The 13,696-nt window shown below is 73.7% G+C and carries 14 protein-coding genes and 1 tRNA gene; 10 read left to right on the top strand and 5 right to left on the bottom strand.

Features of this window, described 5'->3' with window-relative positions:
* Positions 1-6: 6 nt before the first annotated feature.
* Entirely contained in the window at positions 7-723 is a 717-nt protein-coding gene (locus tag ASG41_RS16465; RefSeq protein ID WP_082557021.1) for a TetR/AcrR family transcriptional regulator, read from the bottom strand.
* 118 nt (positions 724-841) lie between these two features.
* Here ASG41_RS16465 and ASG41_RS16470 point away from each other — a divergent pair, with 118 nt between their 5' ends.
* Positions 842-1,546 carry a DUF4386 domain-containing protein gene (locus ASG41_RS16470; RefSeq protein ID WP_056297358.1) on the top strand — a complete coding sequence of 235 codons (705 nt, stop codon included), beginning with the start codon at positions 842-844 and terminating at the stop codon, positions 1,544-1,546.
* 61 nt (positions 1,547-1,607) lie between these two features.
* Here ASG41_RS16470 and pepN read toward each other — a convergent pair whose 3' ends face one another.
* Positions 1,608-4,169 (bottom strand): aminopeptidase N, encoded by a 2,562-nt coding sequence (gene pepN / locus ASG41_RS16475; protein ID WP_056297362.1) that lies wholly within the window; start codon positions 4,167-4,169, stop codon positions 1,608-1,610.
* A gap of 186 nt (positions 4,170-4,355) precedes the next feature.
* Here pepN and ASG41_RS16480 point away from each other — a divergent pair, with 186 nt between their 5' ends.
* From ASG41_RS16480 to ASG41_RS16495, 4 genes are read left to right on the top strand one after another with little or no spacing between them, the layout of a single operon-like run.
* Positions 4,356-5,018, top strand: a complete 663-nt coding sequence (locus ASG41_RS16480; RefSeq protein WP_056297366.1) for a DsbA family protein — start codon at positions 4,356-4,358, stop codon at positions 5,016-5,018.
* A gap of 35 nt (positions 5,019-5,053) precedes the next feature.
* Entirely contained in the window at positions 5,054-5,821 is a 768-nt protein-coding gene (locus tag ASG41_RS16485) for an SDR family oxidoreductase (protein ID WP_082557022.1), read from the top strand.
* A gap of 12 nt (positions 5,822-5,833) precedes the next feature.
* Positions 5,834-6,301 (top strand): ribose-5-phosphate isomerase, encoded by a 468-nt coding sequence (locus ASG41_RS16490; RefSeq protein WP_056297369.1) that lies wholly within the window; start codon positions 5,834-5,836, stop codon positions 6,299-6,301.
* Entirely contained in the window at positions 6,261-6,842 is a 582-nt protein-coding gene (locus ASG41_RS16495) for a hypothetical protein (RefSeq protein WP_056297372.1), read from the top strand. The genes ASG41_RS16490 and ASG41_RS16495 overlap by 41 nt, the downstream gene beginning before the upstream one ends.
* A 10-nt stretch (positions 6,843-6,852) precedes the next feature.
* Here ASG41_RS16495 and ASG41_RS16500 read toward each other — a convergent pair whose 3' ends face one another.
* The gene (locus ASG41_RS16500; protein WP_056297374.1) at positions 6,853-8,097 is read right to left on the bottom strand and encodes a GNAT family N-acetyltransferase; all 1,245 of its coding nucleotides are present in this window, start codon (positions 8,095-8,097) and stop codon (positions 6,853-6,855) included.
* 163 nt (positions 8,098-8,260) lie between these two features.
* On the opposite strand from ASG41_RS16500, the gene ASG41_RS25300 reads away from it, so the two are divergent.
* Positions 8,261-9,907, top strand: a complete 1,647-nt coding sequence (locus ASG41_RS25300; protein ID WP_056297378.1) for a hypothetical protein — start codon at positions 8,261-8,263, stop codon at positions 9,905-9,907.
* A gap of 25 nt (positions 9,908-9,932) precedes the next feature.
* Positions 9,933-10,982: a sigma-70 family RNA polymerase sigma factor gene (locus tag ASG41_RS16510; RefSeq protein ID WP_056297381.1), complete on the top strand. Its 1,050-nt coding sequence runs from the start codon at positions 9,933-9,935 to the stop codon at positions 10,980-10,982.
* Positions 10,983-11,024: 42 nt separating this feature from the next.
* On the opposite strand, the gene ASG41_RS23705 is transcribed toward ASG41_RS16510, so the two are convergent.
* Positions 11,025-11,099, bottom strand: a tRNA-Gly gene (locus ASG41_RS23705).
* Positions 11,100-11,404: 305 nt separating this feature from the next.
* On the opposite strand from ASG41_RS23705, the gene ASG41_RS16515 reads away from it, so the two are divergent.
* From ASG41_RS16515 to ASG41_RS16525, 3 genes are read left to right on the top strand one after another with little or no spacing between them, the layout of a single operon-like run.
* A complete protein-coding gene (locus ASG41_RS16515) occupies positions 11,405-11,620 on the top strand; it encodes a helix-turn-helix domain-containing protein (RefSeq protein WP_082557023.1) in 216 nt (71 codons plus the stop codon).
* Positions 11,617-12,102 (top strand): hypothetical protein, encoded by a 486-nt coding sequence (locus ASG41_RS16520; protein WP_056297387.1) that lies wholly within the window; start codon positions 11,617-11,619, stop codon positions 12,100-12,102. Before ASG41_RS16515 ends, ASG41_RS16520 begins: the two co-directional genes overlap by 4 nt.
* On the top strand, positions 12,099-13,013 hold the full coding sequence (locus ASG41_RS16525) for a hypothetical protein (RefSeq protein WP_056297391.1): 915 nt from the start codon (positions 12,099-12,101) through the stop codon (positions 13,011-13,013). The genes ASG41_RS16520 and ASG41_RS16525 overlap by 4 nt, the downstream gene beginning before the upstream one ends.
* A 105-nt stretch (positions 13,014-13,118) precedes the next feature.
* Here ASG41_RS16525 and ASG41_RS16530 read toward each other — a convergent pair whose 3' ends face one another.
* Complete coding sequence (locus ASG41_RS16530) at positions 13,119-13,637, bottom strand: hypothetical protein (RefSeq protein WP_157519466.1); 519 nt, start codon at positions 13,635-13,637, stop codon at positions 13,119-13,121.
* Positions 13,638-13,696 lie beyond the last annotated feature (59 nt).

Consider the following 13,696-nt stretch of genomic DNA (forward strand, 5'->3'; position numbering starts at 1 on the left):
CCCCGGTCACCGACGGGGCGAGGTCCAGCCGCTGCGCTGCAGGCGTTGGGCCCCGTCCAGGAGCAGGTCCAGGGCGAAGGCGAACTCGAAGTCCTCGTCGCACCCCTGCCCCACGCCGGACAGGTCCCCCCGGGTCGCCTCCAGCGCGATCTCCAGCACGTGCGGGAAGCGCTCTGCGAAATCGGCCGCCATCGCCTGCTGGGCCTGCGGTGTCGGGGCCGGCCCGTCCTCCGGCGGGGCGTCGAAGAGCTCGGGGCTGAACCCCCAGATGCGGTTGCCCAGCGCGTGCATCACGTGGTGGGTCAGGTCGACCGAGAACCCGGCCGCCCGGAGGGTCCCCGCGACGGCGTCCATGTGACCGAGCACGGTCGGCGTCCGCCGGGTGCGTGACTCGATCGCCTGCCGCGCCCACGGGTGACGCCGGACCGCTCGCCGGGCCGCGAGCACCCGGTGCCGGACGGCGTCGATGCCCGGCAGCGCCTCCTCCGGCGGGTCGAAGCCCTCGATGACGAGGTCGACCATGCCGTCGAGCAGCGCCTCCTTGTCTGCCACGTGCTTGTACAGCGCCATCGGGACGACGCCGAGCTCCTGGGCCAGCCGGCGCATGCTCAGCCCGGCCAGGCCGGTCTCGTCGGCCAGGGCGACCGCGGCGACGAGCACCCGGCCGCGGTTCAGTCGTGCCCGCGGGGCGGCGGGGGCAGCGGGGTCCGCACGTCCGGGCACCGGTGACCTCCTGGGCGGGAAGGGTGGGGTGGCGACACCCCTTGACCTGGTGGACAACGTACACCTAGCCTCCCGGCCACCAGGTGTACGTCGTACACCCACAGTCGGAGGAGCACCCGTGAACACCACCGCCCTCGCACCCGCACCCGTCGTCGCGCCGTCGCGGACCACCGCGCGGACCGCCGGTCTGCTCTACCTGGTCACCTTCCTCACCTCGGTACCGACGCTCGCCCTCTACGCACCCCTGCGGGAGCGGCCGGGGCAGGTCCTCGACGCCGCCGACCGCACGGGTGTGGTGGTCGGTGCGCTGCTGGAGGTCGGGCTGGCGCTGTCCTGCGTGGCCACCGCGGTCGTGCTGTTCCCCGTCGTGCGCCGGCACGGCGAGCGGGCGGCACTGGGCTACCTCGCGGCCCGCGTGGTCGAGGGCGCCTTGGTGCTGGTCGGCGTCATCAGCGTGCTGGCCCTGGTCGGTCTGCCGCAGCAGGCCACCGCGGACCCGGGCTCGACGGCCGTCGTCGGGGGCGCCCTGCTGGCCGTCTACGAGGGCACGTTCCTGCTGGGACAGAGCCTGATGCCGGTCCTCTGCGCACTGGCCCTGGGCTCGCTGCTGCTGCGGTCGGGCCTGGTGCCGCGGGCGATCCCGCTGGTCGGCCTGGCCGGCGCACCCCTGCTGCTGGCCTCCGACGTCGCGATCGCGACCGGGGTGTACGAGCAGGGCACCGCCCTCGCCGGACTGGCCGCCCTGCCGATCGCGGCGTGGGAGCTGTCCCTGGCGGTGTGGCTGGTCGTCCGCGGCTTCCGGGTGCCGGACCCGGCGGCGTGAGAGCCACCAGCCCTCCCCGCTCGCCCTCCCCGGTCGTCGGGGAGGGCGTCGGGTCGCCGACTCAGGCCTGGTTGCGGCCGGCCTCGGCGTCGCGCTGCTGGGCGCGCAGCGAGCGGGCCACGCCGTCACGCCCCTCGCTGACCAGCCGGCGCAGCGGCGCCGGGTGGTCCTGCTGCGCCAACCAGGCGTCGGCCGCCTCGACGGTGGCCGGGGAGACCTGCTTGGGGAAGAGGTACTCCACGGCGTTCTTGGCGATCTCGCCCGGACGCCGGTCCCACAGCGGGGCGATGTCGGCGAAGTAGCGCTCCACGTAGGGCGCGGTCAGCTCGCGCTGGGCCGGGTGCCAGAACCCGGCCACCATCGCCTCGTGGGTCGAGTTCGCGATGGACTCGTCCTGGAAGGCCCGCTGCCAGGTGTCGGCCTTGGACGCAGCCGTCGGACGCAGTGCCCGGGCGGTCGCGGTGCGCCGGGCACCGGTGGCGGTGGCGTCCCGGGCGGCCTCGGCGTCGGTCTCGGCGTCCCCGGCCGCGCCGACGGCGACCAGACCCTGCAGGAACGACCAGCGCGCCTCGGCGTCCACGGTGAGGCCGGGCACCTCGACGGACCCGTCCAGCAGGCCCCGCAGCACGGCCAGCTGCTCCTCGCTGCGGGCGGTGCCGGCCAGCGTGCGGGACCACTGCAGCTGGGCGTCCGAGCCGGGCTCGGCGCTGCGCAGGGAGGCCAGTGCCTTGTCCGCCAGCGCCGTCCAGCCGGTCTCGGCCCACGCCGGGTCGGCGTAGTTGCCCAGCGCGGCCTGCACCCGGGCCAGCAGCGACTGCACCACGCTGATCTCGGTCTCGGCGTCCACGCCGGCCAGCACCAGGGCCACCCAGTCGCGGGCGGCGAGCTCGCCGTCGCGGGTCATGTCCCAGGCCGCCGACCAGCACAGGGCCCGGGCCAGCGGGTCGGGCAGGTCGCCGATGCTGGTGCGCAGCGTCGCCAGCGACCGCTCGTCCAGGCGCAGCTTGGCGTAGGTCAGGTCGTCGTCGTTGACCAGCACGAGGTCCGCCGCCGGGTGGCCGGCCAGCTGGGGCACCTCGGTGCGCGCGCCGGTGACGTCGAGCTCCACCCGGTGTGTGCGGGTCATCCCGTCGGGACCCGCGGTGTACAGCCCCACGGCCAGCCGGTGGTCACGCAGCACCGGGTGCTCGGCGACGGCGGTCTGCTCGATGGCGAAGGAGCGGTACCGGCCGTCGGCGTCGGTCTCGGAGACCGGACGCAGCGTGTTGACCTGGCTGGTCTGCAGCCACTGCTGCGCCCAGGCCGACAGGTCCCGGCCGGTGGCCTCCGACAGCGGGCCGAGGAGGTCGGCCAGCGTGGTGTTGCCGTACTCGTGGGTGCGGAAGTAGCGGCGCACCCCGGCCAGGAACGCGTCCTGGCCGACGTAGGCGACCAGCTGCTTGAGCACCGAGGCGCCCTTGGCGTAGGTGATGCCGTCGAAGTTCACCTCGACCGCGGCGACGTCGACCATGTCCGCGGCGATCGGGTGCGTCGAGGGCAGCTGGTCCTGGGCGTAGGCCCAGGACTTCTCGGTGTTGGCGAACGTCGTCCAGGCGGTCGTGTACTCGGTGGCCTCGGCCTGGCACAGCGTCGAGATGTAGGTGGCGAAGGACTCGTTGAGCCACAGGTCGTCCCACCAGCGCATGGTCACCAGGTCGCCGAACCACATGTGCGCCAGCTCGTGCAGGATCGTCTCGGCGCGACGCTCGTAGCGGGCCCGGCTGGTGCGCGACCGGAAGACGTAGTCCTCCAGGAACGTCACCGCCCCGGCGTTCTCCATCGCCCCGGCGTTGAACTCGGGCACGAAGAGCTGGTCGTACTTGTCGAAGGGGTACGGGTAGTCGAAGACCCGGTGGTAGAAGTCGAAGCCCTGCTTGGTGACGGTGAAGATCTCGTCCGGGTCCAGGTACTGCGCCAGCGAGGCCCGGCAGTAGATGCCCAGCGGCAGCCCCTCGTGGGAGTCGGTGACCTTGGCGTACGGGCCGGCGATCAGCGCGACCAGGTAGGTGGAGATCCGCTTGGTCGGCTCGAAGTGCACGAGCTGGGAGCCGGCCTCGCCGGCCTCGATGGTCCGCCCGCCGGTGTTGGACACGACCTGCCAGTCGAAGGGCGCGGTCACGTGCACGGTGAACTCGCCCTTGAGGTCGGGCTGGTCGAAGCAGGCGAACACGCGCTTGGCCTCGGCGGGCTCGAAGTGCGTGTACAGGTAGACGGCCCCGTCCTCGGGGTCCACGAAGCGGTGCAGGCCCTCGCCGGTCCGGGAGTAGCGGCAGTCGGCGTCGACGACGAGCTCGTTGCTGGCAGCCAGGCCGGGCAGCGCCAGGCCGCCCTCCTCGGTGTAGCCCGAGACGTCGAGCGCGGTGCCGTTGAGGGTCGCGGCCCGCACGCGCTCGGCCACCAGGTCGATGGAGGTCCCCTCGCCCGGGGTGGCCGCGTCGAAGCGGACCGTCGTCGTCGACCGGAACGTCTCCTCGCCGGGGTGACCGGCGCCGTCGGTGACGTCGAGCTGCAGGTCGTACGCGTGCACGGTCAGGAGCTGGGCGCGCGCCGCAGCGGCGTCGCGGGTCAGGTTGGGAACAGCCACCGGGGCAGCCTCCCACGAGGGCCGCCGCGGGGGGCGTTGACGGGGGGCGCCGGGTGTGCTGTGCGGGCGTGTGCCTGCGCAGTGCGGGCGTGTGGCCGGGCACCGGGCCGGGAACAACCCGGGCACCCCGCGTCCTTGACGCGGCAGACCTCCCGCCCCACCCCCCCACCGACTCGAGGAGTCCGCATGTCCGAGACCACGCAGAGCGCACCCGCCAGGGCCAAGGTCGACGTCTGGGTGGACCCGCTGTGCCCCTGGGCCTGGCTGACCAGCCGCTGGGTCATCGAGGCCTCGAAGGTCCGCGACCTCGACGTCAGCTGGCACGTGATGAGCCTGGCCGTGCTCAACGAGGGCCGGGACCTGCCGGAGCAGTACCAGGAGATGATGGCCCAGGCGTGGGGCCCGGTCCGGGTGCTGATCGCGGCCGCCCAGCAGCACGGTGCCGAGGTGGTCGGCGACCTGTACACCGCGATGGGCACCCTGCGGCACCAGGAGGGCGCCGAGCTGCCCGACGTCATCGCCCCCGCTCTGGAGCGGGTCGGCCTGCCGGCCTCGCTGGCCGACGCGGCCGGCTCCACCGAGTACGACGAGGCGCTGCGCGCCAGCCACCACGAGGGGATGGACCCGGTCGGCGAGGAGGTCGGCACCCCCGTCGTGCACGTCGACGGCGTCGCCTTCTTCGGCCCGGTCATCAGCCGCGTGCCCACCGGTGAGGACGCCGGCAAGGCCTTCGACGGGGCCGTGCTGCTGGCCAACCTGCCCGGCTTCTGGGAGCTCAAGCGCACCCGCACCGAGGAGCCGGACTTCTCCACCGTCCCGGCGTCCGCGCTGGAGATCTCGCGAGGCTGAGCCCTGCGGGGGTGCGGGTGCGGCATCCTGACCGGGTGCCGCACCCCACCCGCCAGCGCATCCTCATCACCGGCGCGAGCTCCGGGCTCGGCGAGGGGATGGCCCGCCGGTTCGCAGCGCTGGGCCGCGACCTCGCCCTGGTCGCCCGCCGCACCGACCGGCTCGAGGCCCTGCGCGAGGAGCTGACCGCCGCCCACCCCGGGGTCACCGTCGTGACCGCCGCCCTCGACGTGGACGACCCCGACGCGGTCGCCGAGGTCGTGCCGCGGCTGGCCGGTGAGCTCGGCGGCCTGGACCGGTTCATCGCCAACGCGGGCCTGGGCAAGGGCGTCCCGGTCGGCACCGGGGGAGCCCGGCCCAACCGTGCGGTGCTGACGACGAACGTGCTGGGCACGCACTCCTGCTGCGAGGCCGCCGTCGCGCTCTTCCGTGCTCAGGGCCACGGCCACCTGGTGGTGGTCAGCTCGGTCGCCGGGGTCCGCGGCATGGGCGGCACGCGGACCGCGTACGCCACCTCCAAGGCCGCCGACGCCGTCCTCGCCGAGGGGATCCGTGCCGACCTGCTCAGCGACCGCGCGACCCGCCGCATCCGGGTGACCACCGTGCACCCGGGCTTCATCGAGACCGACATCAACACCGGCCGGCGCGGGCCGTTCACCGTCGACCTGGACACCGGCGTCGACGCGCTCACCGACGCGATCGAGCGGGAGCCGGTGCGTGCCTACGTGCCGGAGTGGCCGTGGCGCGCGGTCGCCGGGCTGCTCCGGGTGCTGCCCCTGCCGGTGGCCGCGCGCCTGTCCTGAGAGGATCGGGACATGCGCGTCTTCCTGGGCACCGACCACGCCGGCCTCGAGCTGAAGGCACACCTCCTGCAGGCCGTCGCCGACGCCGGGTACGAGCCGGTCGACTGCGGCGCCTTCGACTACGACCCCCAGGACGACTACCCGCCGTTCTGCATCGAGGTGGGGGAGCGGGTGGTCGTGGAGCCCGGCAGCCTGGGCATCGTCATCGGCGGGTCCGGCAACGGTGAGCAGATCGCGGCCAACAAGGTCCCCGGCGTCCGGGCCGCGCTGGTCTGGAACCGCTCCACCGCCGAGCTCGCCCGCCAGCACAACGACGCCAACGTGGTCGCCGTCGGCGGCCGCCAGCACACCGTCGAGGAGGCCACCGAGCTGGTGCTGCTCTTCCTCGCCACCCCGTTCAGCGACGACGAGCGGCACGTCCGCCGGATCGGACTGGTCAGTGCCTACGAGCAGGAGCGCCACCACCCCGCCGGAGGCTGAGCTGCGGGCGGCCCTGGCCGCCGCTCTCGACCTGCTGGCCGCCGTGCCCGACGGGACCGTGCGGGTGCCCGCCGTGGGCACCGACGTGTCCGGTGTCGTCGCCCACGTCGCCGGTTGCCTGTCCTGGTACGCCCACGACCTGGTGGCGGGTCCCGCCGGTGCCGACGCGCACACCGTCGACCCCCGTCCCGACGCCGACCTGGGTGAGCGGCTCACCGGGCTGCGCGCCTGGGGTGAGGTGCTGGCCCGCACCGTCGCCCTCTCCCCGCCCGGCGAGGTGGGCGCGCACTCCGACGGCCCGCCCGACGCCACCGGGTTCGCCGCCCTGGGCTGCGCGGAGCTGCTGCTGCACACCGACGACGTCGCCGACGCCCTCGGCCTGCCCTGGGCGCCACCGGAGTCGGCCGTCGGGCTGGTGCTGGACCGGTTGTTCCCCGACGTCGCCGGGGACGAGGACCCCTGGTCGCTGCTGCGGTGGGCGACCGGGCGGGCCGACCTCCCCGGCCGCGACGTGCGGACGAGCTGGTCCTACCGCGTCTGAGCCACCGGCCTCAGAACTCGTCGGCGCACCACGGCGCGACCGGCCAGGAGAACGACGTCGAGGCCAGTGTCACCGCCCCCGGGCTGACCTCGGTGACCCGCCCGGCGGCCTGCAGGGCGGCCAGGGACGTGCCGCCCAGGTAGGCCGCGGCCAGCTCCTCGGTGCCCAGCACCAGGTCCGGGTCCCGGTCGGTGCGCCCGCAGTACCCACCGGCCGGGTGGCCCGACAGCCGCCAGCGGCCCTCGTTCCACGGGCAGAAGGGGTCCCGGACCTCGATCACCAGGTCGATCGGGGCCGGGTACCGGCGCGCCGCCAGCGCACGGTCGACGTCCACGAGCCGCACCCACAGCGCGTCGGCCGGGTGCTCCTCCAGCAGCCGCGGGTTGGCCACCAGGTGGCGCAGCGCCTCGTCGGCGGGGGCCAGTGGGTAGGACACGGTGCGGACCAGGTCCACCGAGAGCAGCAGGCGCCACAGCGCCGCGTACGCCGCCGGGGTGGAAGCCCGGACCTCCTGCACGGTCAGCGTCCCCGAGGGCTCGCCGCCGTCGGTCCAGGTGCCCTTGACCCGGTAGGCGGCGAACCCGGTCACGGTGCCGTCGGACTCGGTGTGCAGCACGAGCTGGCGGGGCGTGGCGCCCTCCCGCTGCTCCTTGTCGTCGCGCAGCCGGCGGTCCCACCAGCGCCCGTCGCGGGCCAGGGTGCCGGGCACCTCGCGGCGCAACCGCTCGTACAGGCCGACCGCGCCGGCCCGGTACCCCGCCTCGTCGACCAGGGAGACCGTGCCCGCGGACGCCGGGGCGTCGGGGCGCCACCGCAGCCGGGTGGGGTCGGTCGTCCACCCGCCGCGGCGGGTCGCCGGGGCGTAGCCGAACCGGCCGTAGATGCCGGACTCGGCCGCCCACAGTGCGGCCAGCGGCTCGCGGCCGGCGGCGTGCACCTCGTCCAGCTGGCGGCGCATCACCGCGGTCAGCACGCCCTGGCGGCGGTGCGTGGGCGAGACGGTCACCCAGGTGACCCCGGCGGTCGGGACGGCGGCGCCCCCGGGCACCGTCAGCTCCGTGCTGTAGACGCCGGAGGTGGCGTGCACCCGGCCGTCCTCGCCGATCAGCGCCAGCGAGCGGTCCAGCTCCGCGGTGGGCGGGACCTCGTCGACGTAGGGCCCGGTGGCCTCCTCGGCGAACACCACCGACATGGCGCGGCTGAAGCGCGGCCAGTCCTCGGGGGTGGCGGGTCGCAGTGCGCTCGGGTCGGTCACGCCTGCCTGTCTACCGGCTGGCCGCGGGGGCCGCGAACGGTTTCCCGGGTCCTGGCCGGGGTGCGGAGCGACGTGTCGAGACCGTGACCTCGGCGAAGGGACTGCCCGGTTATGGTCGGTCCGCCGGCCCTCGTGACCGGTCCGCCCCGTCGAGAGAAGGTCCATGCGCTCCGCCTCCGTCCCGTCCGCCGCGATCGCGGGGGTGCTGCTGCTGGCCGGCTGCACCGGCTCCGCCGGCGGGGGAGGTGAGGACGACGCGACCGCCGTCTCACCGGTCACCGCCACCCCCTCGGCGACCAGCACGCTGGTCGCCGACACCGACCCGGCCGCCTCCGCGGTCTCGACCAGCCGGGCGCTGTTCACCAGCTCCCCGGTCGCCGTCGTGGCCGGGGTGGACGACGAGGCCGCCCAGCTGGCCGGCGCCTCGGCCGCGGTCGGGCTGGGCGTGCCGCTGCTGCTGAGCACCGGGGACGCCGGGGACCCCGCCGTCGGTGAGCTGGACCGGCTCGGTGCCACCGACGTCCTCGTCGTCGGCGACGCCGGCCTGGACGCGGGCGACCGCGAGGTCGTGACCGTCCCGCCGACCGGGGAGGGCGTCGAGGACGCGACCGGCCTGCAGCTCGGGGACGCCGAGACGGTCGACGCCGACGGCGCGGTCGCGGCGGTCGCCGCCCTCCAGGACGAGGGCACCGCGCTGTTGCAGGCCGACGGCTCCGGCGACGAGGGGCCCGAGGCCTCCGGGGGCGAGCTGCCCGCGGTCGAGCGGGCCGCGCCGCTCAGCGACGTCGTGGTGCTGGCGAGCGGCAGCTCGGAGTCGCTGGCCGGTGTGGCCACCGCGCGGGCGGCCGGGGCGCAGGTCGAGCTGACCGGCGGGCAGACCGACCCCCGGGCGTCGGCCGACGTCGTCGATGCGCTGGCGGCGGCGCGACCGGCGGCCGTCGTCGCGCTGGGCGCGGACTTCGCCGGTGTGCCCGGCCTGGACTGGAAGACCGCGACCGCCGCGAGCGGCACCCAGCTGCCCGGTGGCGGGCAGCTGCTGTTCCCCGAACACTTCTTCGTGGCCCTCTACGGCTACCCCGACGGCGGCGCGCTCGGCGTCCTGGGGGAGCAGCCGCTGGCCGAGTCGATCACCCGGGCCGAGCAGACGGCCGCGCCCTACGCGGCGCTGGTGCCCGACAAGACCGTCGTCCCGATGTTCGAGGTCATCGCCACCGTCGCGTCGGCCTCGGCCGGGCCGGACGGCAACTACTCCACCGAGGCCGACGTCGAGTCGCTGCGGCCCTACGTGGAGGCCGCGGGCGCCGCGGGGCTCTACGTGGTGCTGGACCTGCAGCCCGGCCGCACGGACTTCCTCACCCAGGCCCAGCTCTACCAGTCCCTGCTCGAGCTGCCCTACGTCGGCCTGGCCCTGGACCCGGAGTGGCGGCTGCGCCCGGACCAGGTGCACCTGACCCAGATCGGCCAGGTCGGCATCGACGAGGTCAACCAGGTCGTGACCTGGTTGGCCGACCTCACCCGGGCGAACGCGCTGCCGCAGAAGCTGCTGGTGCTGCACCAGTTCCAGCTGCGGATGATCACCGAGCGCGAACGGCTGGACACCTCCCGCGACGAGCTCGCGATCATGGTCCACGTCGACGGCCAGGGCGGCCAGGGTGCCAAGCAGGACACCTGGAACACCCTTCACGAAGGGGCCCCCGCTCCGCTGTACTGGGGCTGGAAGAACTTCTACGACGAGGACCTGCCGATGCTCACCCCCGAGGAGACCGTCGCGCAGGTGCTGCCGACGCCGGAGCTCGTCACCTACCAGTAGGCCCGCCAGCGACTGCGAGGACACCGTGACCGACCTGCTCAGCCCGCCCGACGACGGGGTGGTCGACCGTGCGGACCTCGAGGCGCGGATGGCGACGCACCGCGCCGAGCTCACCGGCTACTGCTACCGGATGCTCGGCTCCTCCTTCGACGCCGAGGACGCCGTGCAGGACACGATGGTCCGGGCCTGGCGGTCGCTGGACAAGCTGCAGGGCCCCGGGGCACTGAGGTCCTGGCTCTACCGGATCGCGACCAACGTCTGCCTGGACGCCCTCGACGGCCGCAAGCGCCGCGCGCTGCCGGTCGACCTGTCCGACGAGCCGTCGGCGCCGGTGGAGGCCTCGCTGGCCGGCAGCCTGCCCGAGGGCTCCTGGGTCGAGCCGGCACTGACCCGGCAGGTGGTCGCGGTCGGCAGCGACCCGGCCGACGTCGCGGTCACCCGGGACTCCGTGCGGCTGGCCTTCGTGGCCGCCCTGCAGGTGCTGCCGCCGCGCCAGCGGGCGGTCCTGGTGCTGCGGGAGGTGCTGCGCTGGAAGGCCGAGGAGGTCGCCCGGTTGCTGGACACCAGCGTGCCTGCGGTCAACTCCGCCCTGCAGCGGGCCCGGGCCACCGTCGCCGCGCAGACCGAGGCCGGCAAGGCCCGCCCCGGTGAGGTCGACGCCGACCAGACCCAGCTGCTGGCCGGCTACGTCGACGCCTTCACCCGCTACGACATGGACGCCTTCGTGGCGCTGCTGCACGCCGACGCCGTGCAGGACATGCCGCCGTTCACCATGTGGCTGCGCTCGGCGCAGGACATCGTGGCCTGGATGGTCGGCCCGGGCTCGGCCTGCGAGGGCTCCACGCTGGTCCCCGTCTCGCTCAACGGGTCCACGGCCTTCGCCCAGTACAAGCCCGGCGACGTCCCCGGGGTGAAGCGGCCCTTCGCCTTCCAGGCCCTGGAGGTGCACGAGGGCCGGATCAGCCGGATCACCTCGTTCCTGGACACCCGGCTCTTCGCGCTGTTCGGGCTGCCCGCCGAACTGCGCGAGGGCGACCCGCTGCCCGAGCCCTCCACCTGGGCCGCACCGGCCTGAGACGACGACAGCCCCGGCCGGTGGCCGGGGCTGTCGGGGGAGTGGAGCGGGTGACCGGGATCGAACCGGCATGGCCAGCTTGGAAGGCTGGGCCGGGTGCTCTTCGGGTCGCCCGGCCTGACCTGCGCTGAGACCTGTTCGGCCAGGTCAGAGGGCCGGTCCAGCTCCATCACCGGCCTGCATCAGGCAGCAGGAGAATGCACTTGTTGTGGCACGTGAGTGGCACCCCCGTCGGCCGGTTGACAGGGCCACCGGCCGCAGGCACCGTCGACCTCGGGAGCGGTAAGCGCCGGGCCGTTCCCGCTGGACCTCTGTTGGGTGAACGACCCGGTGGCTGATGCAGTTCGGGATCAGCTTGCCTGCTCGAAAGCCTTGCAATGCCCGTTCCGTCTCCGGCGATGGCTTCGTCAGACGGGACCACCATGCCTTCGGCACCCTTGCGCCGCGAACTGCTCGACACCGAGCAGGCCGCCGCCCACCTAGGCCGCGACATCAACTTCGTCCGCCGCCTCGTCCAGCACCGCGAGATCAACTTCTACCGCGTCGGCCGCCGGCTGCGGTTCGACCCGATCGACCTCAACGCCTTCTTGGCGTCGTGCCGGGTCGAGGCCCTGCCGTCGCGGCGGTTCTCGCGGTGAGGGTCTACCTGGAGGACGCCGAGGAGCTGGCCGAGCGCCAGATCAAGGTCCTTCGCCGGGAGTTCGAAAAGTCCGGTACGGCCACCATCGAGGTCGTCCGCAGGCTCCACGTCCCCGGTGTCGAGCTGCGGTACGAACTGCTGATCGGAGTAATGCCCGGCTGGATGACGGCGACGTTCACCAAGCCCGGCCAGACTCGTGCGTCGCACGACGCCAACCTGGCGGTGACCCTTCGACTTCTCAACAGCTGGGTGAAGGACACGACGTCGATGGTGGGAGGCAAGGCACCGGTCGTCCGGTGTGACGTCACGCCCGGGAGGTCGGTGCGGGGCCGCCCGCCGGAGCTCCACCTGTGTCTGGTTGCCAGGGTGCCCAACGCGGCCCTCGACAGCCTCGCCAGGACCACGCGGGCCGATCAGCGGGGGGCAGGGCACGTCGGCCTTCCCGATCATGTCCAGTCGGGCCCCGGCGGTGCGGCATGACGACGAGGAAGGAGCCCACCGACCACTGTCAGCGCCCTTACGGGTGCCCGACGGACGGCGTAGTGCCGACGTGGACCGCCGACAAGCGGACCGGCGCGGAGCAGACCGGCTGCCGCGGGTTCCGGTCGTGCACGGCCGCCGAGACGGCTCGGAGAAACTTCACGATCGACGGCCGCAGCTTCGACGACTACTACGAGGACCACCGCGAGATCACCAAGCGGTGCAATCCCCGGAACGGCCAGTACGAGCCGGGCGCAAAGGTGTGCGACCTGTGGCGCCGCGACCCGCTTTCCTTCTGCAACTGGGTGCGGGACAACATGCCCCGGCCCTCCTGGGAGGGGGTCTGGAACCGCTGGGGCAGCGCAAAGGTCAAGCGGTACTACCTGGGGCGGATCGACTGGTCGAGGGACTTCGAGCCAGGCAACCTCTGCTGGCTCGATCGCGCCGCGGCAGAGCCGACCGACCCTCCCGCCGAGGAGCCATCGCGATCCTTCTCGGAGTGGGCCGACTGCATGTGCCCTCTTGCTGTTCGGGACGTGTGCCCGTGCAAGGACGCAGAGGCCTATCGCGCTGGGGCCACCCTCAAGAACGAGGAGGTCGAGCCCTGGCCGCCGGGAGCTGACCACCCCGACCCCGCCGCCTGGGATCGCCCCCCGACGACCGTCAAGGTTGTTGGCCGGGTGATCGCCGAGGTAGAGGAGAACCGGCTCGGCGAGCCTCGGTTCGTGCCCGGCAGTCAGGCCGTCGAGCTGCTCCCGCCGGGCGAGTGGCACGACGTGGGGGAGAGGCTGCCCGCTGGAATGTGGGCGCTGCTCCCGCCGGCCGATCACGACGACCTTGTCGATCTCCTCGATCCCGACGGCAGGCTGGCCGAGGAGGCTGAGCTGTTTCGGGAGCTGGGTGGCCAATGACGGAAGGTGGGACCCGTCCGGAAGGTGCAGCGCAGCCCACCTCGGCCTTCTCCGGCCACTGCGGGCTGCGCAGCAGGGGGCGATGGGCACCCACCGCCGGCCAGCTCAGGGTGCGGGGTAGTACTGCTGCACCTCGGTGGTCACGTCGGTCAGCGTGCTGTACTCGCTGTTCGTCTCGGGCAGTCGAAACGCCGGCGTTAGGCAGCCGTCGAAACTCATGTACCCGTTGCTGCCGGAGAGCGAGGACCCGCCGTCGCCAATGGCGTCTAGCAGCCCAGCCTCGACCTCCACGTCGTCGGCGAGCACCCGCCATCGCACCAGGAAGCGTTGCGTGTCGCAGCCGTTCATCGTCGACGGGAACGTGTCGTAGTCGGCTCCCGGAACCAGAGTCCAGTCCTGTCCCTCGAAGGCGCGGGGCAAGACGGACCAGGTGTTCTGCAGCGCCCAACCGTCGAGGTCGCGTGGGAACTCAGGAGGGTCGCCGACCTCGAACTGGACGCCGGTCGCTGCCCAGTCCGCACTGGCGTCGGCCGCGACAACGGCTGGTCGTGCCGTTCCGGATACCTGCGATGTGCACCCTGCTAGGAGCACCAAGCCGGCAACCGCCCCCGTGATCCTGCGCATGGCCGGCACGGTAGGGCAGCGGCGAGCAGAACGAGGGTTCCGGGCGGGCTGCTGCCGAT

The organism is Modestobacter sp. Leaf380 (genome assembly GCF_001424485.1).
Taxonomy (GTDB): Bacteria; Actinomycetota; Actinomycetes; order Mycobacteriales; family Geodermatophilaceae; genus Klenkia.

Coding starts and splice junctions, on each gene's coding strand:
- ASG41_RS16525 (WP_056297391.1), top strand. CDS start 12,099: ATGACGACGAGGAAGGAGCCCACCGACCACTGTCAGCGCCCTTACGGG.
- ASG41_RS16480 (WP_056297366.1), top strand. CDS start 4,356: ATGTCCGAGACCACGCAGAGCGCACCCGCCAGGGCCAAGGTCGACGTC.
- ASG41_RS16515 (WP_082557023.1), top strand. CDS start 11,405: ATGCCTTCGGCACCCTTGCGCCGCGAACTGCTCGACACCGAGCAGGCC.
- ASG41_RS25300 (WP_056297378.1), top strand. CDS start 8,261: ATGCGCTCCGCCTCCGTCCCGTCCGCCGCGATCGCGGGGGTGCTGCTG.
- ASG41_RS16490 (WP_056297369.1), top strand. CDS start 5,834: ATGCGCGTCTTCCTGGGCACCGACCACGCCGGCCTCGAGCTGAAGGCA.
- ASG41_RS16530 (WP_157519466.1), bottom strand. CDS start 13,637: ATGCGCAGGATCACGGGGGCGGTTGCCGGCTTGGTGCTCCTAGCAGGG.